This window comes from Streptomyces sp. NBC_01288, assembly GCF_035982055.1.
Taxonomy (GTDB): Bacteria; Actinomycetota; Actinomycetes; order Streptomycetales; family Streptomycetaceae; genus Streptomyces.
Window position 1 is genome coordinate 5062965 of sequence record NZ_CP108427.1, and the last position, 23916, is coordinate 5086880.

Annotated in this window: 23 protein-coding genes; 7 read left to right on the plus strand and 16 right to left on the minus strand. The window is 69.6% G+C overall.

Features of this window, described 5'->3' with window-relative positions:
- Positions 1–4: 4 nt before the first annotated feature.
- Both OG194_RS22635 and OG194_RS22640 read right to left on the minus strand, forming a co-directional pair.
- Complete coding sequence (locus OG194_RS22635; RefSeq protein WP_327402646.1) at positions 5–442, minus strand: hypothetical protein; 438 nt, start codon at positions 440–442, stop codon at positions 5–7.
- Complete coding sequence (locus tag OG194_RS22640) at positions 439–1923, minus strand: APC family permease (RefSeq protein ID WP_327402647.1); 1485 nt, start codon at positions 1921–1923, stop codon at positions 439–441. Before OG194_RS22640 ends, OG194_RS22635 begins: the two co-directional genes overlap by 4 nt.
- Before the next feature lie 221 nt (positions 1924–2144).
- Between OG194_RS22640 and OG194_RS22645 the strand changes: the two genes are divergently transcribed.
- Entirely contained in the window at positions 2145–3392 is a 1248-nt protein-coding gene (locus tag OG194_RS22645; RefSeq protein WP_327402648.1) for a threonine/serine exporter family protein, read from the plus strand.
- 59 nt (positions 3393–3451) lie between these two features.
- Here the strand turns inward: OG194_RS22645 and OG194_RS22650 are convergent, their stop codons facing one another.
- Entirely contained in the window at positions 3452–4153 is a 702-nt protein-coding gene (locus OG194_RS22650) for a DUF6445 family protein (RefSeq protein ID WP_327402649.1), read from the minus strand.
- 176 nt (positions 4154–4329) lie between these two features.
- Between OG194_RS22650 and OG194_RS22655 the strand changes: the two genes are divergently transcribed.
- Together OG194_RS22655 and OG194_RS22660 are read left to right on the plus strand one after the other, a co-directional pair.
- Positions 4330–4530, plus strand: coding sequence for a DUF397 domain-containing protein (locus tag OG194_RS22655; protein ID WP_327402650.1), 201 nt, complete (start codon positions 4330–4332; stop codon positions 4528–4530).
- 99 nt (positions 4531–4629) lie between these two features.
- Positions 4630–5103 carry a carboxymuconolactone decarboxylase family protein gene (locus OG194_RS22660; RefSeq protein WP_327402651.1) on the plus strand — a complete coding sequence of 158 codons (474 nt, stop codon included), beginning with the start codon at positions 4630–4632 and terminating at the stop codon, positions 5101–5103.
- On the opposite strand, the gene OG194_RS22665 is transcribed toward OG194_RS22660, so the two are convergent.
- Positions 5091–6260 (minus strand): PucR family transcriptional regulator, encoded by a 1170-nt coding sequence (locus OG194_RS22665; protein WP_327402652.1) that lies wholly within the window; start codon positions 6258–6260, stop codon positions 5091–5093. The two genes, OG194_RS22660 and OG194_RS22665, sit on opposite strands and share 13 nt — an antisense overlap.
- Before the next feature lie 228 nt (positions 6261–6488).
- On the opposite strand from OG194_RS22665, the gene OG194_RS22670 reads away from it, so the two are divergent.
- The gene (locus OG194_RS22670; RefSeq protein WP_327407167.1) at positions 6489–7217 is read left to right on the plus strand and encodes a DUF4142 domain-containing protein; all 729 of its coding nucleotides are present in this window, start codon (positions 6489–6491) and stop codon (positions 7215–7217) included.
- A 17-nt stretch (positions 7218–7234) separates the two neighbouring features.
- Here the strand turns inward: OG194_RS22670 and OG194_RS22675 are convergent, their stop codons facing one another.
- Positions 7235–8887, minus strand: a complete 1653-nt coding sequence (locus OG194_RS22675) for a glycoside hydrolase family 13 protein (RefSeq protein ID WP_327402653.1) — start codon at positions 8885–8887, stop codon at positions 7235–7237.
- 159 nt (positions 8888–9046) lie between these two features.
- Between OG194_RS22675 and OG194_RS22680 the strand changes: the two genes are divergently transcribed.
- On the plus strand, positions 9047–9988 hold the full coding sequence (locus OG194_RS22680) for an LAETG motif-containing sortase-dependent surface protein (protein ID WP_327402655.1): 942 nt from the start codon (positions 9047–9049) through the stop codon (positions 9986–9988).
- Positions 9989–10066: 78 nt separating this feature from the next.
- Here the strand turns inward: OG194_RS22680 and OG194_RS22685 are convergent, their stop codons facing one another.
- From OG194_RS22685 to thrS, 3 genes are all read right to left on the minus strand, one after another.
- Complete coding sequence (locus tag OG194_RS22685) at positions 10067–11476, minus strand: ATP-binding protein (RefSeq protein ID WP_327407168.1); 1410 nt, start codon at positions 11474–11476, stop codon at positions 10067–10069.
- A 195-nt stretch (positions 11477–11671) separates the two neighbouring features.
- Complete coding sequence (locus OG194_RS22690) at positions 11672–12631, minus strand: nucleoside hydrolase (RefSeq protein ID WP_327402657.1); 960 nt, start codon at positions 12629–12631, stop codon at positions 11672–11674.
- A 42-nt stretch (positions 12632–12673) separates the two neighbouring features.
- The gene (gene thrS / locus OG194_RS22695; RefSeq protein ID WP_327402658.1) at positions 12674–13894 is read right to left on the minus strand and encodes a threonine--tRNA ligase; all 1221 of its coding nucleotides are present in this window, start codon (positions 13892–13894) and stop codon (positions 12674–12676) included.
- 516 nt (positions 13895–14410) lie between these two features.
- Between thrS and OG194_RS22700 the strand changes: the two genes are divergently transcribed.
- Positions 14411–15181, plus strand: a complete 771-nt coding sequence (locus OG194_RS22700) for a hypothetical protein (protein ID WP_327402659.1) — start codon at positions 14411–14413, stop codon at positions 15179–15181.
- Here the strand turns inward: OG194_RS22700 and OG194_RS22705 are convergent.
- The 6 genes from OG194_RS22705 to OG194_RS22730 all read right to left on the minus strand — a co-directional run bounded on the left by OG194_RS22705 (position 15178) and on the right by OG194_RS22730 (position 21666).
- Positions 15178–17220, minus strand: coding sequence for a TerD family protein (locus tag OG194_RS22705; protein WP_327402660.1), 2043 nt, complete (start codon positions 17218–17220; stop codon positions 15178–15180). The genes OG194_RS22700 and OG194_RS22705 overlap by 4 nt on opposite strands.
- 131 nt (positions 17221–17351) lie before the next feature.
- The gene (locus OG194_RS22710) at positions 17352–18110 is read right to left on the minus strand and encodes a TIGR03943 family putative permease subunit (RefSeq protein ID WP_327407169.1); all 759 of its coding nucleotides are present in this window, start codon (positions 18108–18110) and stop codon (positions 17352–17354) included.
- A complete protein-coding gene (locus OG194_RS22715; RefSeq protein WP_327407170.1) occupies positions 18107–19066 on the minus strand; it encodes a permease in 960 nt (319 codons plus the stop codon). The genes OG194_RS22710 and OG194_RS22715 overlap by 4 nt, the downstream gene beginning before the upstream one ends.
- 145 nt (positions 19067–19211) lie before the next feature.
- Entirely contained in the window at positions 19212–20555 is a 1344-nt protein-coding gene (locus tag OG194_RS22720) for a helix-turn-helix domain-containing protein (RefSeq protein ID WP_327402662.1), read from the minus strand.
- Between the two features lie 48 nt (positions 20556–20603).
- Entirely contained in the window at positions 20604–20771 is a 168-nt protein-coding gene (locus tag OG194_RS22725; RefSeq protein ID WP_327407171.1) for a DUF397 domain-containing protein, read from the minus strand.
- Between the two features lie 46 nt (positions 20772–20817).
- On the minus strand, positions 20818–21666 hold the full coding sequence (locus tag OG194_RS22730; protein WP_327402663.1) for a helix-turn-helix domain-containing protein: 849 nt from the start codon (positions 21664–21666) through the stop codon (positions 20818–20820).
- A gap of 113 nt (positions 21667–21779) precedes the next feature.
- Here OG194_RS22730 and OG194_RS22735 point away from each other — a divergent pair, with 113 nt between their 5' ends.
- A complete protein-coding gene (locus OG194_RS22735; RefSeq protein ID WP_327402664.1) occupies positions 21780–22097 on the plus strand; it encodes a DUF6401 family natural product biosynthesis protein in 318 nt (105 codons plus the stop codon).
- 274 nt (positions 22098–22371) lie between these two features.
- On the opposite strand, the gene OG194_RS22740 is transcribed toward OG194_RS22735, so the two are convergent.
- Positions 22372–22974: a Uma2 family endonuclease gene (locus tag OG194_RS22740; protein ID WP_327402665.1), complete on the minus strand. Its 603-nt coding sequence runs from the start codon at positions 22972–22974 to the stop codon at positions 22372–22374.
- A gap of 46 nt (positions 22975–23020) precedes the next feature.
- Positions 23021–23806 carry a mechanosensitive ion channel family protein gene (locus tag OG194_RS22745; protein ID WP_327402666.1) on the minus strand — a complete coding sequence of 262 codons (786 nt, stop codon included), beginning with the start codon at positions 23804–23806 and terminating at the stop codon, positions 23021–23023.
- Positions 23807–23916: the final 110 nt, after the last annotated feature.

The following is a 23916-nucleotide window of genomic DNA, read 5'->3' on the forward strand; positions in this document are numbered from 1 at the left end:
GCGATCAGTCCCTCACCGTGTCGTCGGTCTTCAGGTCGTCGATCTTGTCCTGGATCTTGTGCAGCTTGTCCGGGCAGTAGATCTCCAGGATCTTGGCCTCGGCCCGCAGCGCGGCCGTGTCGCCGATGACCGGGCGCTGGCCGACGAACGCGGCCCCGTTGGAGACGTTGATCTTCCAGAGGGCCGACTTCAGGGCACTGCCGGGGTCCTTGCAGACGATCCCGCCGTCGGTACCGAGCGCCCGCGCGATCGTCTTGGTCTCGGGCCGCGGATAGCCGGCCGCCACCGCGGCGTCGGCGAGCTGATTCGCCTTGTCTGTCGCCTTGTTGGAGGTCTTCACGCTGTCGTACTGGATGACACCGACGACGGCGAGGGCGACCAGCAGCACGATCGCGCCGACGTAGATCCATCGGTGTTCGGAGGCGAACTTGGTGGGGCTCATGCGACACCACCGGCCGTCGTCCCGTCCTCCGCGGGCGCGGTCGTACGCCAGGAGGGTTTGCGGAACTTGAGGAAGGCCCACGGGATCAGCAGGCCGAGGATGACGAGTCCGCCGCCGATGATCCCGACGTACGACCAGACGCTGCCGCCGCCGAACTGCGAGGGCGGCACGAAACCGATCGCGAGGGCGGCGACCGAGGCCAACAGGCCGACCGTGCACAGGAGATGGAGGGCGGGGACGCGGTAGCCGCGCGGGTGGTCGGGCTGGGTCTTCCGGAGGCGCATCGCGGCGACGAACATCAACAGGTAGACGATCAGGTACACCTGCGTGGTGATGGTCGAGAAGATCCAGTACACGTTGGAGACGTTGGGGAGCAGCGCGTACCCGAGCGCGATGACGGTCGTGACGACACCCTGGGTGACGAGGATGTTCTGCTGCACCCCGAACCGGTTCAACTTCTGTAGGAACGGCGGGAGATAGCCCTCGCTGCGGGAGATCTCCAGCAGGCCCTTGGACGGTCCGGCCAGCCAGGTGAGCATGCCGCCGAGCGAGGCGGAGACCAGCATCACGGCGGCGATCGGGGTCATCCAGCCGATGTGGAAGTACGAGAAGAACGCGTTGAACGCCTGCATCACACCAGCCGTGAGGCTCGTCTGGTCGGACGGCACCACCCAACTGATCGCCAGGGCGGGGAGGATGAAGATGAGCAGCACCAACCCCATCGCCAGGAACATCGACTTGGGGTACTCCTTCGCCGGGTCCTTCAGCGACGAGACGTGGACGGCGTTCATCTCCATGCCGGAGTAGGAGAGGAAGTTGTTGACGATGAGGACCAGGCTGGCGAGGCCCGTCCACTCGGGCAGCAGATGGCTGGACGTCATCGGGGCGGCCGAGGGATTGCCCTGGGAGAGGAAGACCATGCCGAGCACGACAAGGATGGTGCCCGGTATGAGGGTTCCGATGATGAGTCCCCAACTGGACAGTCCCGCAAGGGCCTTGGTCCCACGGGACGACACCCACACGCCCGTCCAGTACAGGACCATGATGACGATCGCGGTGTAGAGGCCGTTGGAGGCGAGGGCCGGGTCGATGACGTACGAGATGGTGCTCGCGACGAAGGCGAGCAGGCTCGGGTAGTAGAAGATCGTCATCGCGAACTGGCACCACACGGCGAGGAATCCGAGCGGTTTCGTCAGCCCCTCGCTCACCCAGCGGTAGACACCGCCGCTCCAGCCGGAGGCGAGTTCCGCCGAGACCAGCGCGGTCGGCAGCAGGAACACGACCGCCGGGGCGAGGTACAGGAACACGCAGGCCAGGCCGTACACGGCCATCGTCGGGGCGGCCCGCAGGCTGGCCACCGAGGAGGTCGTCATCAGCGCGAGGGTGACCCAGGTCAGGGTGGGCGCGGGCCGGGCTCTCGCCGCCGTGTGCGCCTTCGGCACCGGCTTCGGCAGGTCGGCGGGGACGTCCATCGAGGCCACGGGCCCTCCCTGGAGTGACGTTCGGGTGGTGTGGCCAGGCTCGATGCGGGGGCGGCTGGACGCAGGTCGGGTGGGCCGTTCGGGTGAGGGGCCGGGATGCCGGACGGGTCCGGACCGTACAGGCTGGGGGGGTGGTTCGAAAAAGTGTGACACTTTCGCAGGAAGTGTCACACTTTCTGGACACAGGTGTCGCGCCGGGGGGCTGCGTAACGGAGGCGGTCGTGGAGCAACAGCGCGCGGTCCCCGCGCTCGGCGAACTCGACGAACTCACCACGTTCCTGGCCCGGTTGACCCGGCTGCTGCTCCGGTCCAGCGGTGAGGGCGCCGAGTTGATCGAGGACTCCGTACGGTCGGCGGCCCGCGCCCTGGGCGGCGAGGCCTCGCTCCTGCTGGTTCCGGACGCGGCGGCGCTCACGGTGATCGCCGGTGGCGGCACACGGACGGTGACCGTGCGCGGTTTCCCCGAGGTGTTCCGCCTGGACCAGGTCACCGCGCTGAAGCCGCTGCTCGCGGAGGTGGAGAAGGGCCGCCTGAGCGTGCCGGAGGCGGACCGACGGCTGGCCAGGATCGAGAACGCCCCCGCCCCCTACCCCTGGCCGCTCAAGTTCCTCGGCATCGTGCTGTTCTCGCTGGGCTTCGCACCGTTGATGCAGCCGACCTGGTACGAGGTCGGGTCGACGGCGGTACTGGCCACGATCGCGGCGGCGTTGGCGATCACGGCGGACCGACTCCCGCGCCTGGCGAAGGTGTTGCCGCTGGTCGTCTCAACGGTGGTTTCGGTGGTGGCACTTGAGGTGTTCGCCCGCGAACCGTCCCACGGCGGCCCGGTGTTGCTGATGCTCCCGGCGCTCTTCTTCTTCGTCCCCGGCGACTATCTGAGCGCGGCCACGGCCGAGTTGGCGGCCGGCCTCATCACCACGGGCGCGATCCGCCTCGTCTACGCCGTGTTCCTGCTGGTGCAGCTCTATCTGGGCGTAATGCTGGGCGTGTTCGCGACAGGCACCTCCACGCACTCCCTCTGGGACATCGCGGCGGACTCCGACATGGCGCGCTGGGCACTGTTCCTGGGCTGGATCGTGTTCACCGCGGGCACGGTCCTCGCCTTCGCCGTACCGCGCCGCCTGTACTGGCCGCTGCTCGTCCTCGTCTACGTCACGGTGGGCGTGCAGTCGTTGTTCACGAAGCTGGTGGGGGAGGTCGGGGGGACGTTCGTGGCGGCGGCGGTGCTGTCGGCGGCGGCGACACTGCTGGCCCGTTCCGAGCACCGCCCGCCCCGCCTGGTCCTGCTCCTCCCCGGCTTCTTCACCCTCACCGTCGGCTCCCTCGGCATGCGCGGCCTGACGACGCTGGCGGGCGGGCATGTCATCGAGGGCTTCCGGGACCTGCTGAAACTGGTCACGATCGTCACGGCGATCGCGGTGGGGATGGTGTTCGGGGCGGCGCTGACGGAGAGAAGAAAGGGGGCGTAAGTCGCAATAAAAACAAGGGTGTTGGGTTCAGACCGTCCAGTACTCAGGCCACCCGGTGCTCAGGCCATCCAGAAGAAGACGGCGGTCATCCGCTTCTCCTCCAGCGTGCTGCCGTGGTAACCGGTCGCGCTGTGCACGAGGTTGGCGTGGTAGAGCAACAGGCTGTTGTACTTGTGCGGCACGCGCACGTCCTCTTCAAAGGCGTCCGGCGCCACGAACCGCGTCCCCAAGGCCTCGACGAGGTTGTTGTGCGGAGCTTGGACGACGTTGCCGCCGAGGCGTCCGCCGGGGAGGTGCTGCCGGTAGAAACTGGTGCCGCAGTCCTTCGGCACGGAGGGGTTGAGGTAGAGCACGGCGGCGTACCGGCACAGGGCGCGGGAATCGGTGTGTGGCCGGGGCTCGCTCTCGCCCTTCCCGACGACCTGGATGCAGTTGTGGTTGAGCGTCCCGCCGCCGGGCGCCTTCTCCACCCACAGTTCCTTGACCCCGATCGCCTGCTTCACCAGCCGCTCGATCCGCCCCAGTTCGGCCGGCTCAAGCCCCGGCATGGTGCGCAGCCCCGGCCAGGTCTCCGACGTGTACGGATACCCCTTGACCCAGTCGTCCTTCGCGAGACACCGCTCCCGTACGGCGTCCACGTCCGGAAGCACGTCGTTCAGCACCCAGTAGTCACGGCCCTTGGTGGGCTTGCGGTACGGGAGGACGGGGAGGGGGGCCTGCTGGCGGGCCCGCTGCTGGGAGTGTGGGGGGAGTGGCGGCATGGGGCCGAACGTATAGCGGGGGTTCGCCAATGCTGTGCCATACACCGGTCAACATTCCGTCAACGAAGGGCAGTTGAAGGTCAAGGTCAGGGGGTGGGTCAGGGGGTGGCGTCCACTGTGCCTTCCGCGCCCTCATGCTCCTCGGCGAACTGGTGCACGAACTGTGAGGCGAGGGCATGGACACCGAGCTGCGCTGGCAGAAGTCGTCCTTCTCTGGAGGGGCCGAAGGAAACGAGTGCGTCGAGGTCGCCGCCACCCCCGGCATGATCCACCTCCGCGAATCCGACACCCCCACCACCCACCTCACCACCACCCCAACCCCCCTCACCCACCTCCTCCAGGCAATACACACAGGCACCCTCCACCCCCATCACTGAGCGCGAGACCCAGGTCACACCCAGCCCTGTCACATTCCCCGGGCCCCGTTCCGTCAGAGCTGTGTAGCCAACAGCCACGACAGAACAGAGGAGCCCACCATGGGTGCTCGACTGAACCCCTTTGCCAGTCCGCTCGCCGGCAAGGCCCTGACTCACTTCATCGCCGCGGGCAAGGTCATCGACGACTCGCCGCTGCCCGCCGCCACGCAGGAACTGGTGAAGCTGCGCGCGAGCCAGATCAACGGGTGCGGGTTCTGCACCGACATGCACAGCAAGGACGCGGCCGCCGCGGGTGAGACGGCGGTGCGGCTCAACCTCGTCGCCGCCTGGCGGGAAGCCACCGTGTTCAGCGACGCGGAGCGCGCCGCGCTGGAGCTGGCCGAGGAAGGGACCCGTATCGCGGACGCGGCCGGTGGGGTGTCGGATGAAGTGTGGGCGAACGCCGCCAAGTACTACGACGATGAGCAACTCATCGCGCTCGTCTCGCTGATCGCCCTCATCAACAGCTTCAACCGGATGAACGTCATGCTCACGATGCCCGCCGGCGATTACCAGCCCGGTCAGTTCGCCTGACGCGGGCCGAGCAGCAGTGCCGCCAACGCCAGTGCCGCATCCCGGGGTGCGCCCAGGTCCAGGCCGGTCAGTTCGGTGATGCGGGCCAGGCGGTAGTCCACCGAGTTGGGGTGGAGGCCGAGGACTCGGGCCGTGGCTCTGCGGTCCTGGCGTTGTTCCAGGTGGGTGCGGAGGGTGGCCGTCAGGTCCGGGCGGTCGGCGAGGGGCGCGAGGAGCACCGCTATCCGCGCGCTGCCCGCGCTGGGGCGGGACAGGTGGTACTCCAGGAGTACGTCGTCCAGGTGATGCGGGCCCGGGGCGTGGCCGCAGGCCGTCGCCACCCGCACGATCTCCTCGCCCACCCGCGCCGCGTCCGGGACGTCCCCGGCCCCCGAGGCGACCGTCGCGGCCAGCCGGAGTCCCGGGCCCGCCGCCTCCCGTAGTACCTCCGCCGCCACGTCCGGCAACTCCGTACGCCCCGGCACGAGCGCGTGACCGCCACCACCGTCCAGCAGCGCCGATACCTCCGTGCCGAAGAGTCGGTCCAGGGCCGTCTGCACCCGGCGCACGAGGCGTCGTACCGCGACACCGCCGGACTGCCGGGCCTCGAACCGCAGATGTACGACCAGGACCGGCCCCTCCACCGCATCGGCTGCCCCGGTCCCCTCCAGCAACGCCCTTGCCAGCGAACGCCGTTGCTCCCCCCGCTCCGCGACGATCGCGGCCTGTTCGTCGAGGTAGCTCTCGGTCACCGCGCCGATGACACGACCCTGCGCGGCGATGAGCGCGCCGCACAGTTCGGTCAGCGCGCTCTCCTCACCGGGGCGGGCCGCGTCCGTGAGCGCCTGCCACAAGACCTGCGCGCCGGCGGTGTAGGTCCCGAGGAGGAGCTGGAGCGGCATGCCCTCGTCCGCGCGTTGGAGGGCGCGTTCCTGGAAGTACCGCAGGCCCCCGTCCGCCGCAGGACGGGGGACCTCGCCGTCGGCCGCGCCCCGGAGGAACCGGCGCAGGCCGTGCCGGGCCGTCGCCGTGATCTCCACGCCCCTTACGTCCGCGGGCAGTTCGGCGTACCCGTGCAGATCCTCGAAGACGGTGCGGGTCATCCGCCGGGCCAGCTCGTTCACCCGCGGTTCGCAGCGGGCGGCGAGCGCGCGGGCGGCCGGGGAAAGGGTGCGCATTCCGCAGAACCTATCCGGCCGGTACGGCGGTACGACAGCCACGGCGACCGGGGCGGCAACCGGAGTTGCTGTCCGTCACTTGTGACGCGCCCCACTCCGGCTTTACCAAAACAAAAGACTTGGCGCGCTGCCCTGATCCGTATTCCCCACTGTCCGTACCGCCGACGGGCGGTCCATGACACAGGAGGTACGGTGCGCTTTTCGCGGAACGCGACGGGAACGATGGTTGTGGGCGGTGCCCTCAGCCTGACCCTCGTCGCACTGGCCTATCCGGCAATGCTGGGCGTGACCACGGTCTCCAGCGCCCCCGCACGCGTGATCGCCAACACGCAGTGGGGGCCGCTGACCGAGGCGGACCGCGACTTCGTGGTCAAGGTGCGCGCGGCAGGGCTGTGGGAGTACCCCGTCGGCCAGATGGGACTGAAGAAGGGGGCGAGCCCGGCGGTCGTCACCGCGAGCAAGCACCTCATCGACGGGCACGCGGCGCTGGACTCCACCGTCCGCAAGATCGCACCCATGCTCAACATCACGATCCCGAACCAGCCCAGCCCGCAGCAGCAGGGGTTCATCAACACGCTGAACTCGGACAGCGGCAAGCAGTTCGACACGGACTTCGCCAACATCCTGCGGGTCACGCACGGTTCGATCTTCGCCACCATCGCGAAGATCCGCGGGACGACCGAGAACACCCTGGTGCGGGCCCTGGCCAACCAGGCCAACGCGACCGTTCTGGACCACATCACGGTGATGGAGGACACCGGCCTGGTCAACTTCAGCCAGGTCCTCTTCCAGGAGACGACCCCGCCGAAGCTGCCCGCCGTGGACCTGACCCCGCCACCCCCGGCCGCGGGGGCGCCGGAGGTGGTGCTCACCCCGCCGGTGAACAGCACCACCCAGCCGCCGGTCCTGCCGGGCGAGGCGTCACCCAGCTCCACCCAGACCCCGACCGTGGGGTGAGTGCGCCACCGAGCGCGCTACGCCCCCAGCCACACGGTCGTGTCGGGCGCCAACTCGCCACCCCCTGCCGCCGGTTCGCTGCTCAGCAGCACCTCCCCCGGCGGCAGGGCGAAGGGCACGTCCGACAGGTTGGTGACACACCGCCAGCCGTCGGAGCGCGCGAAGTGCAGCACCCCGGGCGGGCTGTCCGCGGCCCACGTCAGCTCCTCCCCGTCGAGCAGCTTGCGGCGCAGCCGCAATGCCGTGCGGTACAGCTCCAGGGTCGAGCCCTCGGTCCCGTCCTGTGCCTCGACGGCGTACGACGCGAAGCTCGCCGGCTGCGGCAGCCACGCGGGCCCCGCCCCGAAGCCGTACGACGGACCGGTCGAAGTCCACGGCAGGGGTACGCGGCAGCCGTCGCGGCCCTTGTGGGTGTGGCCCTGCTGTTCCCAGACGGGGTCCTGGAGGACCTCTACGGGCAGGTCGGCGACCTCGGGCAGACCGAGTTCCTCGCCCTGGTAGACGTACGACGAACCGGGCAGCGCCAGCATCAGCAACGTCGCGGCACGGGCCCTGCGCAGGCCTGCCGCCGTGTCGACGGGCGGGGTGTGGCCGTTCGACAGCAGCCAGGTGTTCGGGTCGGTGCCCGGAGGCAGCATCAGGCGCGAGGCGTGGCGTACGACGTCGTGGTTGGACAGCACCCAGGTCGCCGAGGCGCTCGCCGCGCGGGCCGTGGCGAGCGAGCCGGTGATCACCTCGCGGAGTTCGGCCGCGTCCCAACCGGCCTCCAGGTACTCGAAGTTGAAGGCCTGGCCGAGTTCGTCCGGGCGGGCGTAGAGGGCGCGGCGGGCGGCCGGTACCCAGGCCTCGGCGACCGCCATGCGGGGCGGGGTGTAGGTGTCGAGGACCGTACGCCGCCAGTCGCGGTAGATCTCGTGGACCTCGTCGCGGTCGTAGTAGGGGTGGGTGCCCGGCGGGATCGAGTCGAGGACGTCCTCGGAGTTCGCCGCGATGGGTCCCACGTCGCGGAGCGGCTCGCTGAGGTCCTTGACCAGGGCATGGGCGACGTCGACGCGGAAGCCGTCGACGCCCCGGTCGGACCAGAAGCGGAGCGTGGTGCGGAAGTCCTCCCGCACCTCCTCGTTGTCCCAGTTCAGGTCGGGCTGTTCGGGCGTGAAGAGGTGCAAGTACCACTGCCCGTCGGGGAGTTGCTTCCACGCGCTGCCGCCGAACACCGACGGCCAGTCGGTGGGCGGGAGTTGACCGTCCGCACCGCGTCCGTCCCTGAACACGTAGCGGTCGCGGGCGGCGGAACCGGGCGGGGCGGCGAGCGCCTCCTGGAACCAACTGTGCAGCCGGGAGGTGTGGTTGGGCACGATGTCGACCATGACCTTCAGGCCGAGACGGTGCGCCTCGGCGACCATCGCGTCGAAGTCGTCGAGGGTGCCCAGGCGCGGGTCGACGTCGCGGTAGTCGGCGACGTCGTAGCCGCCGTCGGCGAGTTCGGACGGGTAGAACGGGCTGAGCCAGAGCGCGTCGACGCCGAGCGCGGCGAGGTGACCGAGGCGCTGGGTGATGCCCTTGAGGTCCCCGAGTCCGTCGCCGTCGGCGTCGGCGAAACTGCGCGGATAGACCTGGTAGACGACGGCTTGCCGCCACCAGTCCGGGTCACGGGAGGACAGGTCGGTCACGTGGTCTCCTTATGAATTCCCGCTGCGCTGACGGAAGTTGACAGTCAACTTCCGGTGGACCCACGATGTGCACACGCTGTGGCGCATGTGACCAATGGGCCCGGTGTTTCCTTCGCTGCTCAGCTCCTCCACTCCTTGTCAGGCCAAGATGGGATAAGTATGTCCATAGCGAGTCGTGTCACTGTGCGTCGCCTGCTGGGGACGGGCGCCGCCTCCCTCGCCCTCGCCGCGGCATCCGTCGGCGGCGCCTCCGGCGCCTGGGCCCACGGCGGTGGCGGTGACGGCTGGGAGTCCGGTGGCCACTACCGGCCCGGCTCCGGCGCCGGCACGGTCACCGAGACCGAGGGCTGCCAGTTCTCGCTGAACGGCACGGACTTCTTCCCCTCCGTCAAGGTCGACGACCAGAACCTGAAGCCCACCGACGACGGCAAGATCCACATCAAGGTCCGCACCGCCGGAGACGCCGGCAGCTGCACCGCCTCGCTCGCCTCGTACATCGCCCACGGCCCGACCTTCGCCACCTCCGGCCAGCAGGTCTTCGTCGACTTCGACACGGTGACCGTGAAGAAGGGCCAGACCGACTCGCTCGACATCGCGGTGCCGGACGAGGGCTGCTTCGCGCAGATCGACCTCTACCGCGGCGCGGTCAAGTTCGACGGCAACCCGGCCGCCGGCGACGGCCTCGTCCACGGCGACCTGCCCAAGGGCCCCGACCACACGGTCATCAAGGACAAGCTGATCGCGGCCTGGAACGGCGGCACGAAGGACTGCACGACCACCGAGTCCCAGCCCCCGACCCCGTCGGCCCCGGCCTCGGTCCCGCCGTCGGTCCCGGAGTCCACCCCGCCGGCCTCCGACTCCTCGACCCCGACCCCGAGCGCCTCCGAGTCGACCCCGGAGTCCTCCACCCCGACCCCGTCCGACTCCGAGTCGACCACTCCCGCGCCGGCCCCCTCGCCCAACGGCGGCGGTGGCGGCGACCTGGCCGAGACCGGTGGCGGCAGCAACACCGGCGCGCTGGTCGGCGGGGCGGCGGTCCTGCTGGCGGGCGGGGCGGCGATCGTGGTCGCGACGCGTCGCCGGCGGGCCGCGCAGTCGTAGCCGTATCCCGGTAGGCGTATCTCTCCGGACACCCCGCCGCTTGCGCCCATCTCAGGGTCGGTGAGCGGCGGGGTTCGTTCAGGGCAGCAGCGCCGTCGGCATCGCACGGCCGTACAGCTCGTCGAGGCCGATCAACAGCACACCGCCTCCTTCGGCCCGGGCACGGAGAGCGTCGCTGAAGCCGACGGCGCTGAAGCACGCCAGCCCGCACCGCGTCGTGTCCATGCCCCGGCCGGCAAGGAGTTCCCTGGCCCGACCCAGGCGTTCCAACTGGTTCACCCCCATGACGGTCCCCCACTTCACCTCGCCCAGCAGCGTGACCGCGGGACTGCCGGCTCCGGACCCCGATTCGACGACGGCCACATCGATCTCGATCTGCCGGCGCTCCTTCGGGTCGGCCACCACACCGCTGCCGACCTCCCCCAACGACGTACTCAGCAGGGAGCGTCCGGGTCCGAGCACGTACTCCCGGCACACCGCCTCGAAATGCGGTCCCGCGACCTGCGCCGCGAAGCGCTCCGCCGACTGTCCCCAGACCTCGGCGGCCTGTCCGCTCTCCAGCCGCGCCCAGGCCGGACGCATGACCGCCTCATAGAAGTTGATCAGCGGCTCGGTGATGCGGTACTGCGACTTTCCGGCCCGGAAGATGTCCGACTCGCGGGCCAGCAGATGGCTGTCCTCCAGGACATTGAGCGGATGCGAGATGTCGACGGACTTGCGGCCGATGTAGCCCGCGATGCCGCCTCGTGTGGTGTTGCCCTGTGCCACCGCCGCGAGTACCGAGTGGTAGAGCGCCGTGTCACGGATGTCGGCCTCCTCGGCGAGCAGATAGCGCGCCTCACGGAAGAGCGGACTGAACGGCGAGAGGACGGTCCGGCACACCCAGTCGTCGAAGTCCTCCGGACCGGCGGGAACGTCGTCCGCCAGGAACTGACGGCGGTACGCGGGGGTGCCGCCGACCAGCGCGTGCAGCCGTACGGCGAGCGCGGGATCGTCGGCGACACCCCAGAAGTCCGCCGCGGCCCGGTAGCCGAAGGGACGTACGACGAGTTCGAGCTGGGCCCTGCCGCGCAGGGGCGCGGTGCTGGCGAGCAGTCCTCCCATGACGGACATCGCCGAACCGCAGAGGAGGAGCCTCATGCCGCTCTCGTCCACCTGGAAGCGGTCGATCACGCGCTGGATGAGCGAGGGAAGCTCCGGCGCCACCTTCGCGAGGTACGGAAACTCGTCGATGACGACGAGGAACGGACTGTCCCCGCGCCCCGGTACGGCGAGACCGAAGAGATACGAGATCGCGTCGTCCCAGGTGGCGAAGGTGAAGGGCACCGGAGAGCCCTGGTGCTCGGCCAGGGCCGCGCTGAACTGCCGAAGTGATTCGGCCTCGGTCCCTGCGGTGGCCCCGAAGTAGAAGCCCCCACACTGCTCGACGAGCGCCCGCAGGAGATACGTCTTCCCCCTGCGCTGTCGGCCGCTGACGATGCCGAGCATGGCGTGGGGCAGCGGCCGGTTCACGAAGGCGCTGAGCGCGTCCCATTCGGCGCCACGGTCGAAGAGACGTGCCGGCTTGTCCGGCCTTGCGTGACGCTGCACGAACCCTCCTGGACGGAAACGGTTAGGGATACACCCCTAAGGGGTGTATCCCTAACCGTTTCCTCTGCGCTCCCGGTGAGCCGACCGCGCCCTTTACGCCTCCACCGTCCCCAGCCACAGCTTCACGTACCGCTCCACATCCACGTCCAACCCCACGTCCACCAGGGCCTGTTCGCGGGCGCCGTCATGGATCTCGGACTCGCCGTGGCGCGGGCGCCGGTCGACGATCGTCTGTCCTCGGCCCGGCCCCGGGGCGAGGGAGACCTCGACCGGGAGGAGGCGGGTGGTGAGGCCGCCCGGGTCGGCGACCGCGCAGACCGCGCCCGCGTCGCCGAGGCCGCCGGTGGGGGTGGGGTCGCCGGAGGCGGCCGGGTCGCGGTGGGCGAGGAGGTCGCCGGCGAGCTTCAGCCGGGGCTCCGAACTCTCCCGCAGCCGCCGCACATCGGCGGCCGGAACCTGCACCCGCTCGAACACGTCCAGCCCGTACATCGTGATCGGCACCCCGGCGGTGAGCAGGATCGCGGCCGCCTCCGGGTCGTGCCAGACGTTGAACTCCGCGACCGGCGTGGCGTTCCCGACCGCCACCGCGCCGCCCATGAACACGATCCGCTCGATGTTCTCGGTGACCTCCGGGAACGTACGCAGGAGCAGCGCGATGTTCGTCAGGGGCGCCGTCGGGATGAGCGTGACCGGGCTCGGCGACGCCAGGATCTCGCGGCGCAGCAGGGTCACCGCGTCCACGTCGACGGGCGTACGTGTGGAGTCGGGCAGCCCCATGTCGCCCATGCCGTCCTGCCCGTGGACGTGCGCCGCCGAACGCGCCGGCTCGATCAGCGGCCGGGCCGCACCGCGCGCGACCGGGATGTCACCGGCACCGGCGTGGTCCAGGACGATCAGCGTGTTCCGTACGACCTGGTCGACGTCGGTGTTCCCGGCGACACAGGTGACCGCGCGCAGGTCCAGGCCCGGGTGGCGGACGGCGAACAGCAGCGCCAGGGCGTCGTCGACCCCCGTGTCGCAGTCGATGATCACGGGGATGGGCTGACCGGTCACGGCAGGCTCCTCTCACAACTGTTCGGCGGATCAAGGGTGACCTTACGCATCCGCCCACAGTTCGGCGCCACGCGCCTCGACCCGGGCCGCGACGCGGTGCAGGAGTTCGGCGGACGGCAGCGGCTCGACACGACGGCCGTCCCGCAGGCGTACGGCGGCCAGGCCTGCGTCGGCCTCCCGTTCGCCGATCACCACCTGGTACGGGACGAGTCGCGCGGCTCGGATGCGGGCACCGAGGGTGCCTTGCTCGGGACCGGCCAACTCTGCGCGCAGGCCTCGCTGTCGGGCTTGGCGGATGAGGTCGTACGCCTGCTCCGCCTGCGCCTCCGACACCGGCAGCACCACCAGCTGCACCGGCGCCAGCCACGCCGGGAACGCCCCGCCGTGTTCCTCCACGAGGTGCGCCACCGCCCGTTCCACGCTCCCGATGACGCTGCGGTGCACCATCACCGGACGGTGTTTCGCGCCGTCGGCGCCGATGTAGCGCAAGTCGAAGCGTTCGGGCTGGTGGAAGTCGATCTGGACGGTGGAGAGGGTGGCCTCGCGGCCGGCCGCGTCGGCGATCTGGACGTCGATCTTCGGGCCGTAGAAGGCGGCTTCGCCCTCGGCGGACTCGTAGACGACGTCGGAGGTGTCGAGGACCTCCGTCAGCATCGCGGTGGCCCGGCGCCAAAGGGCGGGATCCGCGACGTACTTGGCGCCTTCGCCCGGCAGGGAGAGGCGGTGGCGGGAGGCGCGGATGCCGAGGTCGGCGTAGGCGCGGGCGATGAGGTTCAGGGCGGTGCGAGCCTCCTCCACCGCCTGGTCCAGGGTGCAGAAGATGTGGGCGTCGTTGAGCTGGATGGCCCTGACGCGGGTGAGGCCGCCGAGGACGCCGGAGAGTTCGGAGCGGTACATGCCGCCCAACTCGGCGATACGGAGGGGGAGTTCGCGGTAGCTGTGGGCGCGGGAACGGTAGATGAGGGCGTGGTGGGGGCAGAGGCTGGGCCGCAGTACGACCTCCTCGCCGCCGAGTTTCATCGGGGGGAACATGTCCTCGCTGTAGTGCGACCAGTGACCGGAGATCTCGTACAGCTCGCGCTTGCCGAGGACGGGCGAGTACACGTGCCGGTAGCCTGCGGCGCGCTCCAACTCCCTTACGTACTCCTCCAGTTCGTGCCGTACGGTCGCACCGTCGGGGAGCCAGTACGGCAGGCCCGCACCCATCAGGGGGTCGGTGTCGAAGAGGTCGAGTTCGCGGCCGAGGCGGCGGTGGTCGTACATGGCGGGGTTCCTCGCTTTGCGGCTGGCGGGGCGAGGAATCCGGCGGCGACGAAGCCCCGGGGCACTCGCCCCGGGGCTTCGACTCGGTTCAGCAGTCAGCGCGCCGGGACAGGGTCCGGCGTCGTCGTGATGGACAGTGGGGCGCGCTTCATGCGGCGGACGCTAGCAGTCGTATGAAGACCCCGGCCATGGATTTTCGGTGCGGCGCCGCGGGGGCTGGTCGCGCAGTTCCCCGCGCCCCTAGGGGGTTGGCGCCCGGGTTGGCCTCAGCGCTGACCCTCTGTTTTTAGGGGCGCGGGGAACTGCGCGACCAGCCCCCACCGGACCGGCACCCGACCCACAACCGGACGCCCCCGTCTTTTAGGGGCGCGGGGAACTGCGCGACCGGCCCCCACCGGGCCCGCACCCGACCCACAACCGAAGTACTCGCACTCACCCGGACGGCCCGGCGCGCTGGTGGCCGGGCGCGGGCGATGGTGCCGTTGGGAGGACTCACCCACCCAGGAGGGACCCTCGATGACCCGCACCCCGGCCCTGATCCTCCTCGCCGCGGGCACACTGCTGACCGCGGCCGGCTGCGCGAACGAGGCCATCCTGCACGAGGTGACGACCGCCCCCTCCCCCTCGGCCGTGCGAACGACCCCCGCCACCCACGCGTCCCCGGCCGCCGCCCCCGTCCTCACCCCCGCCCAGGCCCAGGCCGCCCTGATCACGGAGGCCGACCTGGGCGCCCCCTGGACCCCGACCCAGGGCACGGCGACCTGGCGGGACACCCTGCTGAAGGCGAAGACGAACGCCCCCGACTGCCAACGCCTCCTGGACGCCCTCTACGCCGACGAACTCCTCGGCACCCCCGCCACCACCCAGGCGGTGACCACCCTGGACGACCCCGACGACGAGGCCCAACTCCGTTACCAGGTGGCCGCGTTCAAACCGGCGGACGTGGACCGCACGATGACCTGGCTGAAGACACTCCCGCAGAAGTGCGCGACCTTCACGGCGACGACAACCCGCTCCGGCACCCAGACCGTGACGGTCACGGAGGCCACCCTCCCCACCGTCGGCGACGCCCGCGAGGGCCTCCACCTCACCCTCACCGGCACCACCCCCGAGGGCGACCGGTCCACCCTCACCCTCGACACCGCCGCCGTCCGCATCGGCGACGACACCATCACCGTCACGAACGGCGGCCTGGGGAACGTGCCCGTGGACGCGGCCGGCCAGGCGCTGGAGACCGGCGCGCAGCGGTTGACGGAGGTGCAGAAGCAGGGGCGGGTACAGATCTAGGCGTCGACGGGTCGACGAGCCCGCGCCGAACGCCCCTCCAGATGCACCACCACACTCGCGTGGAAGCGGTCCACGGACTCGTCGACGCTGCGGATGAAGCCCGATTCGGCGGTGCCCCGGGTGTTGCCCATGCCTCTGAAGAGGGAGAGGCGGAAGCCGGTGATCTGGGCTCCGTTCTTGGGGAGGATGTCGGCCGGTTCGGGGCGCAGGCGTTCCAGCGTGCCGCGCGGGCCGCCCGTCTGCCCCTCCAACAGGGTCTCGACGTGCAGGTCGGCCGGTGCCTCGGCGAGGCGGCGGACCAGCCGCTTGGCCCAGGTCAGGGGGTAGCCCTGGTCGGGTGCGGCGATCTCGATGGATGTGCGCAGCTTGCCGGTGCGCAGGTCGGCGCAGAGAGCGAGGACACCGGGCGTGCCCTCGATACGGAGTTCGGCGTCGAGCCGGCCGTCGACACAGAGCCGGTCGGCCAACGCGGCCCTTCGTGACGCCGGGTCGGTACCGCGCTTGGCGCGCTGTACCGGCAGCACCTTCTCGCCCAGCTCGCCGCCGAGCCGTAGACACACCTGCCGGACCAGCCGTTCCCAGCTCTCTACGACCTCCACCGCGCGCGGGTCGCCCTGGCACAGGGTCTCCGCGTCGATCGCGTTGCGCACCGGGACCCAGGAGCGGCCCATGTTCTGGAAGCCGTGGCAGCCGGAGTTCTCGTGCTGGAGGTAGTGCAGAAGCTCCTGGAGCAGCCAGGCGTGCGCCGCGTTGCCGACACCCTCGTGGCGGATCAACAGCTGTGCCTGGTGGGCGACTTCGGCCCAGGACAGATGCCAGAGCGCCACCTTGTGCTTGCGCCGCCCGTCGAGCTTGACCTCCACCAGCGGGCTGCCCTCCAGCTCCACATCGTTGGAGAGGGTGATGACCGCCTCGTATCCGCGCCGGGCCGCTATGTCGGCGTAGGCCTGCACCTGGTCCAACTTGAGCGGGTTGCCGTTCGTCTTCGTCTCGACGAGCGCGGTCCACAGCTTGCCCGCCCGCTCGACCCGGATCACCCCGTCGGGCCGCCGGGGCGACTCGCCGTTGGGCAGCGTGACCTCGGTGAACGTCTCCATCCGCCCGACCGGCGCACCGAAAGCGGCCGTCAACCGCCGCCCGAACTCCGGCACTTGGGCCATCACCGACAGCAGCACGGAGGTCGCCCGGGTCTCCCGCTCGTGGTCGCTCTTGAGCGCGGAGGCGGGGAAGAGCCGGGCACTTCGCCAGGAGTCGTTCTCCGCGAGGGACTTCTTGGCCACCTTCGGCAGGGTGACCTTCTTCTTCGCCGTACGGGGGCGAGTGGGACGGGGAGCTGCCTCGGTCCCGCTCCCCGCCTCGGGCACCGACTCGACCGCGGGGCTCGACGGCTGCGCGGGAATCACGGAGACGGCTTCCGGCGCACGGACCGGGGATTCGGAGTCCGGCTCGGCGTCGGAATCGGAAGCGGCCTCCACGTCTGCGTCCGTGCCCGCGTCGTCGTCGATGTCGACGCCGAAGTCCGTTGCCACGCCCGCCAGTCCGGACTCGTAGCCCTGTCCGATCGCCCGGAACTTCCAGTCTCCGCCCCGCCGGTAGAACTCGCCGAAGAGCAGCGCGCTGACCTCGCCCGGATCGTCGATCGAGAAGCGCAGCAGGCTCTCGCCGGAGCCGTCGGCCAACGTCAGCCGCAGATCCTGGAGTTCGGAGAAACGGGCGCTCTCGTAGCGGCTCGCCGCCACGACGATCTGTTCAACTCCCGCCGGAATGGCGGTCAGATCGAACGTGATCCGGTCCTCGCTGCCGTCCGCCGTCGGCGCCTTGCCGAGCAGTTGGACGCTCCCGTCGGCGGCGACGGGGTTGTTGTAGAAGTAGAAGTCCCCGTCGCTGCGCACTTTTCCGTCCGCGGTGAGCAGCAGTACGGAGACGTCCGCGTCGCCCTCTCCCGTCGGACTGCCCCAGCTCAGGCTCATCATCACCGAGCCGGCGTCCTCGCTCAGCGACGCCAGACCGACGTTCCCACCCTTGACCATCTCGTGCATGAGGCCCCCCAGATGCACGGCCGCACAGCTTTCCCGGCGGCCCCTGTTTCGTAGCGATGTGTGACGCGCTCCACACCCAGCGCATCAGGGGCACCTTAACGCGCAGGAATCACCCGAACCTCCGGAATGCGTCAACGCTTGTCATACGGGTCGGCCGGTTCTTTCACCTGCTTGACCGTTGTCGCCTTGAGGATCGGCGGCCACGCCCCGTCCGTCCCGAGCTTGCCCTTCGGGACCCACGTGCCCGTGGCCGTGACCCAACTGTCCGTCTGCGGGGCGCCGTCCACCTCGTCGCCGCGGATCTCGACCTTGCTGATCGTCGCGTCGGCCGCGCAGCAGGTGACCAGGAGGCGGGTGAGGTACCAGGTGCCGTTGGAGCCGTGGGTGACGAAGCCGGTCATGCGGAGGGTGCGGCCCTTGAGGGAGTGGCCGGTGTCGTAGATCGCGCGGGAGCTGTACTGGGCGACCGAGATGTCCAGCACCTTCCCGGCGGGCAGCGCCGAGAAGGTGCCTATGCCTTGCGCCGCACGCTGTGCCTCCTCCCTGGACGCGCTGTACGAACCCAGCGCCGGGGGCGGGAAGAGCAGCAGGGCCAGGGCCGGGAGCGTCAACAGCCAGGCGATACGGGGGCCGCCGTGCGAGTGGGAGTGGGAGTGGCCATGGGCGTGCTCCTCTTCCTCACCCTCCTCCCCGTGCTCCTCCTCGTCCCTCTGCCGCATGCCCCTGACCGCCGCCGCGACCCCCAGCAGCATCAACAGCACCCCGGATATGACGAGGTACGGCCTCAACGCCGCCTGCACATACCGCAGATACAGCTCGCTGAAGAGGGAGATCCGTAGGACCGCGCCGCCCGTCAGCAACAGCAGGACCGCCGAGCCGTAGCGCCTCACAGCAACCACCAACCCACCAGCGTGCTGCTGACCACCGCCACCAGCCACGTCGTCGAGGAGAAACGGAACGCGAAGGCGCGGCCGAACGTGCCTGCCTGGAGGGCGATCAACTTCAGATCGACCATCGGGCCCACCACCATGAACGCCAGTTTCGCCGCCGGGGAGAAGCCGCTCAGCGAGGCCGCCACGAAGGCGTCCGCCTCGCTGCACACGCACAGCACGACCGCGAGGAACGCCAGCAGGAGGAGCGACAGCCAGGACGAACCCGTGAAGACGGCCAGGATCGAGCGCGGTACGGCGATGTTGAACGTTGCCGCCGCCCCCGCGCCCAGGACCAGGAAGCCGCCCGCGTGCAGGAAGTCGTGTTGCAGGCCCGCCACGAAGGCCTTCACGCCGGTCGGCGAAGAGGCGGCGCTCTGGGCGCGCTTCGGGAGGCGTAGCCACTCCTCCTTGCCGAATCTCGCCCAGAGCCAGCCCATCACCACCGCCGTGGCGAGGGAGGCGACGAGTCGGCCCAGCACCATCTTCGGCTGGTTCGGGAACGCGATCGACGTGGCCACCAGGACCACCGGGTTGATCGCGGGGGCTGAGAGCAGGAACGCGAGCGCCGCCGCCGGAGCGACCCCCCGGCGCATCAGGCTGCTCGCCACCGGTACCGACGCGCATTCACAGCCGGGGAGTACGACGCCTGCCGCGCCCGCGATGGGGACGGCGAGGGCCTGGTTGCGGGGGAGGAGGCGAGTGAACACCTTCTCCGGTACGAACGCTCCGATCGCCGCCGACACCACCGTGCCCAGCAGCAGGAAGGGGACGCCCTGGACGGCGACCGCCGTGAAGACCGTCCACCAGGCCGCCACGGCCGGGGTGTAGAGGTCCATCGCCACCATCGGGCCGAGGACCGAGACGACCGTCGCGATGGCTATGAGCGCCGCGCCGCCCAGGACCGCGTAGACCATGGCGCGTACGGCCAGGCGCAGGCCGTCGACCACGGTCCGTTCGTTCTGCACGCGCACGCGCCTGTCTCATCCCGTTTCACACCAGTACGGCTACGACTCGTACGTCGCACGGTAACCGTCGGCGCTGTGCGGTATCCCCGATTTGTCAAAGAGGAGGCTGTGCGGGGGCCGGGCCCAGAGTCGTCGTGCCGGGAGCGGTGCGGTGGCCGAGGCCGGTGCGGTAGGCGTCGAGGGCCGCTTCCACCCGGCCGGTACGGCGGAGCAGGTCGCCGAGCATCCGGCACAGGTCGGCCAGGTCGCCGGCCGCGCCCGCGCGTTCCAGCAGGCTGAGGGCGCGGACGTAGTGCTCCTCGGCCGCGTCCGTGTCCCGGGAGTCCTCGGCGATGATGCCGAGGAGGCGGTGCGCGGCGGCGGAGTGCAGGGCGCCGCGTTCGGAGCTGAGGTCGCTGAGGACGTCGTGGAGGAGGGCGGCGGCCTCGTCGGACTTGCCGCGTTTGTGGAGTACGTCGGCGAGTTCGACGGCTACTTGGCTGCTGTAGAGCGCCGCGCGCTTCGCCGTCAGCATGGCCAGCGCCTGTCTCAACTCGACCTCGGCACGCTCCAGTTCGCCGTCCTGGGCGTAGACGTAGCCGCGCATCCAGTGGCAGTTGGCGAGTTCGGTACGGAACTGGAGCTGGCGGTACAGATCGGCGGCCTTCGCGAGCGAGGCGTCCGCCTCCGCTACCTTGCCCTCCGCTATCAGCGTTCGCGCCACCGACCTGTGCATACGGGCCAGCAGCGCCGGGTCCGCCACCTGCGGCGCCAGCGCGAGCGCCAGCTCCGCCGCCTGGGCCGCCCTCGCGTGCGCGCCCATGTCCATGTACGGCCCTATCGCGCTCGCGTAGAGCAGCAGCAGGGCATCCGGGTCGTGCAGGCCGCCCCGGTTCAGCTCGTCGAGGGTGGACTCCAACAGGTAGACGGCGTAACGGAGTTCACCGGTGAGGTAGTGGGCGACCGCTCGGCCCCGGATCGCCGGGACGCGGGAGGGGAGCGGTTCGTCGGCGAGGCGTTGCTCGGCGCGCTCGAAGTGCAGGCGGGCGGCGGTGAGATCACCGGTGTCGAGTCCGCACTCGCCGAGCCCGAGCAGTGCTACGGCCTCCTCGTCCGCCAGCCCCAGCGACACCGCTTCCTCAAGGAGGTCGGCGTACTGCTCGGTGGCCTCCTCCGACTCCCCTGTGGCCAGGGTGCGTTGGGCCTCGGTGAGGCGCAGGCGGAGTTCGGTGGCGAGGTGGGCGGGCCGGCCGGTCGCCAACTCCTCGTAGGCGACGCCGAGTCGCTCGGCGAGGTGGCGCAACGCGTCGTCGGAGGGGCGGACCCGGCCGGCCTCAAGCGTGGAGATGTACGCGGGCGTGTAGGCGGGCTCGGCCAACTGCCGCTGGGTGAGCCCGCGTTCGTGCCGCAACTGCTGGACCCTGCGCCCGATGACTTCCGGGTCGTCCCGTCTCACCATGCGTTAATCATGCCAGTAAGCCGAGTTACAGACTGGCGAGTAACTCAGTTACATGGAGAGTGAGTTGATGAATTCCTCGAAGTGGGCGCGGTTGATGGTGACAACGGCTCCGCCGGGGTTCTTGGAGTCACGGATCGCGACGCAGGGGGCACCGGCAGCGACCTCTACGCAGTCACCGCCGTTGCTGCCGCTGAAGGACGACTTACGCCACTCCACAGTGCCGAGAGGGGCACACTCGACGCATTCGCCGCCATTGGTGCCGCTATAGCTGGACTTCCGCCACGTCTGTCGGCCGGTCTCCATAACGCTCCTCCATCACGCGTGCGATCAGGTCGGCCGAGTCCTCCACCGAGAGGGCAGCGGCCTGCAATCGAGCGTATCCGACCGAACGTTCCCTGATGACGTCTGGGTTGGCGGTCATGTGCCCCTGGTCGTAGCCCTCGGAGTAGTGGATGTCGGGGTCGTCGTCGAAGCGCAGGAGAGTGAAAGAGCCCATCATTCCGGTGTGCGCGCCCACGGAGAACGGCAGCACCTGGATGTTCACCCAGGGGTTGTCCCGGAAGCTCACCAGCCGGGCCAGTTGCTTACGCATGACCTCGCGATCGCCGACCATCCTGAACAGCACGGACTCGTCCAGGATGACCCACACCGCGGGCGGCTGCTTCTTATCCAGAATGCGCTGCCGTTCCATGCGCGCCGAGACCATCTCCTCGACCTTGTCCGGCTCGTCGACGGCGAGCAGAGCTGCCGCGTACTCCGGTGTCTGGAGAAGGCCGTAGACCAACTGGCACTGATACGTCGAGATGTACGCGGCCTTCGCCTCCATGTCCGCGTACGCCTGGAACCAGTTGGGGAGTTGGCTCCGCAGAACCATGCCGATCATGCGGGTGAAGGACCCGTCCGTCATGAACGCGGCGTCGAGGCGCTCGGCGAAGTTCCGGGTCGGGACCTTCTGGGCGGTCTCGATCTGCCCGATCAGCGAGCCGGTGCAGTAGAGGATCTTGCCGAGGCCCTCCAGCGTGAGACTCGCCGCCTCCCTCAACCGACGGCATTCATAGCCGAAGTAGTCCAACGGGGATGCGCTCGGGTCGAGTTGGCGAACGTGGACCATGCGACAGTCACCTCCGAGTAGTTACCGGCCTGTCGCCGAGAGTAACTACTTGACGCCGCCTGGGTGATGAGAATCACGAACTCTCCATAACGCTCGTAACGTACGGTGGAGAAATGTCCCCTTTGGTCAAGATCAGCGACTCGTACGCGCCGCGCTTCGCGGAGTTCGCGTTCGAGCCCGCCTTCGTGGCCGCCGTGGACCAGCACGTGGCTGAACTGCGCGAACGCCTCGCGGCGGGCGGCCCGGATCTTTCGCCCCCGCCACCGGACCACGCCGACCTCACGGACTACGCGCTCGGCTTCCTGGACGCGCTCGCGGAACTGGACTGGCGGGAGCCGGTCGGCCACGACTACGCGGTGTGCAGGCTGACCGCCATCAGCTGGCTGGTGCACCGGCACGGGCTGCTCCCCGAGCAGCGCCACGGTGACTGAAAAAGGGTTTCCGGTGACTCAACTCGCCCTGAAGCCCTTCCCGTTGCGCACTCCGACCCTCTAAGTTAGGCACGCATTAAGCGTGCTTAACTCATCACTGTCGTCGCCGTCGTTGTCGCTGTCACTGTCGTTGCGAGGTAGGTATGTCCGCGCGTTACGTCAGAGGATTCTGCGCCGCCGTCATCGCCGTGGCCGCCCTGATCGGAGCGGCGGCGGCAAGCCCGGCCAAGGCCGCGGACCATTCGCCGGCCCAGCACCACGCGTCCCGCTCCGCTCACTCCGGCGGAAGCATCATGTCCTTGCGCGAGTAGAGCGGCAGCCCACTCGTGTCGAGCTTCCAGGTGCCCAGCTCGGTGGTGACGGCGAGCGGGGTCCCGTACGGCTGTCGCTGAAGACGGTTGCCGTAGGCGGGGCGACCGCTGTGGGTGTCGATTCCCCACTGGTACGTCCAGGTGCCGTCGCGCGGGTCGAGGATGAGGTAGTGCGGGATGCCCATCGCCGGGTAGTCGTGGCTCTTGGCGTCGTAGTCGTTGCCGGGGTTCGACGGGGAGACGATCTCGATGGCCAGCAGGATCTCGTGCGGGTCCAGCGGATCGTCCGTCTCCATGGCCGAGCGCGGGACCACGAGCAGGTCAGGAATGCGCAGTGTGCCGAGGGACGCGTCATCCGTGTCCGTGGCCTCCGCGGCGATTATTCCGGGCGGCAGCTGTCCGGCCAGTTGGTCGCGCACGTCCACGGCCGTGAGCTGGTGCCGGGGGCGGGGGCTCATCATCATGACGAACGTGCCGTTGCTGATCTCGGGGAAGGTGAAACCCTGCGGCGGCGTGAAATGATCCCGCAACTCACGCAGATGCTGGTAAATGGTCTGCTGGGTCATACCGCCATCTCCTTCGCGACAGTACGACCCAGCGTAGCCGTGCGACTCACATGTCCGACGACCCCGGCAGGTCCGTGCGCTCGCGCACCGGCTGGTTGGTCATCGCGTCCTGGCGGCCCGACTGGTAGGCCGTGAGGCTGCCGCGGGCGTTGGTGGTCTCGCGTTCGGCGGCCATCAGCATGCGTTCCATGCGCTGGCGCATCGGGGTGATCATGCCGCCGCCGACGCCGACGATCAGGATGCCGGCCGCGGTCGCGAGGGCCGCGTAGAGCACCGGCTGGGTGACCGAGGTGGCGATGCCCGCCTGGCCGAGGGCCGCGATCACGCCGAGCGCCATGATGCAGGCCCAGACGATGGTCGCGAGCATCTTGCCGTACGACATGGACGAGAGAGCGCTGCCCACGATGCCCCGGACCGCGTTGGCGATGGCCATCGCGACGACCACCAGGACGACCGCGACGATGCCGCGCGGGAGCCAGGCGACGATGCCGTTGATCATCGTGCTGACCGGGTTGGAGCCGAAGACGCCGAGCGCGAGCTGGAGGGTGATCAGCATCAGCGCGTAGTAGACGATCTTGCAGACGATGCCGGTCATGTCGTACTTGGAGTCCCGCAAGTACCGTTCCGTACCGGCCCGTTCGGAGAGTTTCTCCGAGCCGACCTTGCGCAGCACCCGGTCCAGGACGCGGGCGATCATCTTCGACACGAACCAGCCGATGGCCAGGATGACCAGGAAGCCGATGAGTTTCGGCACGAACTGCGCGACCTTCGACCAGGCGTCGTTCAGCCCCTGGGTGAAGTTGATGGCGAGGGTGGCTTCGGGAACAGCCATGGGCGGCACTTCCTTCAGTGGTCCTAGTGGGTACTAGTGGGTACTACCGGCCCCCTTGTTTTCTTCGTTCCTCATCAGTGGAGCAGCGGCGTGCGGGCGTGGCCGCGTGA

Bases quoted from the DNA above. Each gene is read 5' to 3' on its own strand.
- OG194_RS22635 (WP_327402646.1), bottom strand. From the start codon at position 442: ATGAGCCCCACCAAGTTCGCCTCCGAACACCGATGGATCTACGTCGGC.
- OG194_RS22650 (WP_327402649.1), bottom strand. From the start codon at position 4,153: ATGCCGCCACTCCCCCCACACTCCCAGCAGCGGGCCCGCCAGCAGGCC.
- OG194_RS22655 (WP_327402650.1), top strand. From the start codon at position 4,330: ATGGACACCGAGCTGCGCTGGCAGAAGTCGTCCTTCTCTGGAGGGGCC.
- OG194_RS22660 (WP_327402651.1), top strand. From the start codon at position 4,630: ATGGGTGCTCGACTGAACCCCTTTGCCAGTCCGCTCGCCGGCAAGGCC.
- OG194_RS22665 (WP_327402652.1), bottom strand. From the start codon at position 6,260: ATGCGCACCCTTTCCCCGGCCGCCCGCGCGCTCGCCGCCCGCTGCGAA.
- OG194_RS22680 (WP_327402655.1), top strand. From the start codon at position 9,047: ATGTCCATAGCGAGTCGTGTCACTGTGCGTCGCCTGCTGGGGACGGGC.
- OG194_RS22685 (WP_327407168.1), bottom strand. From the start codon at position 11,476: ATGCTCGGCATCGTCAGCGGCCGACAGCGCAGGGGGAAGACGTATCTC.
- thrS (WP_327402658.1), bottom strand. From the start codon at position 13,894: ATGTACGACCACCGCCGCCTCGGCCGCGAACTCGACCTCTTCGACACC.
- OG194_RS22700 (WP_327402659.1), top strand. From the start codon at position 14,411: ATGACCCGCACCCCGGCCCTGATCCTCCTCGCCGCGGGCACACTGCTG.
- OG194_RS22705 (WP_327402660.1), bottom strand. From the start codon at position 17,220: ATGCACGAGATGGTCAAGGGTGGGAACGTCGGTCTGGCGTCGCTGAGC.
- OG194_RS22715 (WP_327407170.1), bottom strand. From the start codon at position 19,066: ATGGTCTACGCGGTCCTGGGCGGCGCGGCGCTCATAGCCATCGCGACG.
- OG194_RS22720 (WP_327402662.1), bottom strand. From the start codon at position 20,555: ATGGTGAGACGGGACGACCCGGAAGTCATCGGGCGCAGGGTCCAGCAG.
- OG194_RS22730 (WP_327402663.1), bottom strand. From the start codon at position 21,666: ATGGTCCACGTTCGCCAACTCGACCCGAGCGCATCCCCGTTGGACTAC.
- OG194_RS22735 (WP_327402664.1), top strand. From the start codon at position 21,780: ATGTCCCCTTTGGTCAAGATCAGCGACTCGTACGCGCCGCGCTTCGCG.
- OG194_RS22740 (WP_327402665.1), bottom strand. From the start codon at position 22,974: ATGACCCAGCAGACCATTTACCAGCATCTGCGTGAGTTGCGGGATCAT.
- OG194_RS22745 (WP_327402666.1), bottom strand. From the start codon at position 23,806: ATGGCTGTTCCCGAAGCCACCCTCGCCATCAACTTCACCCAGGGGCTG.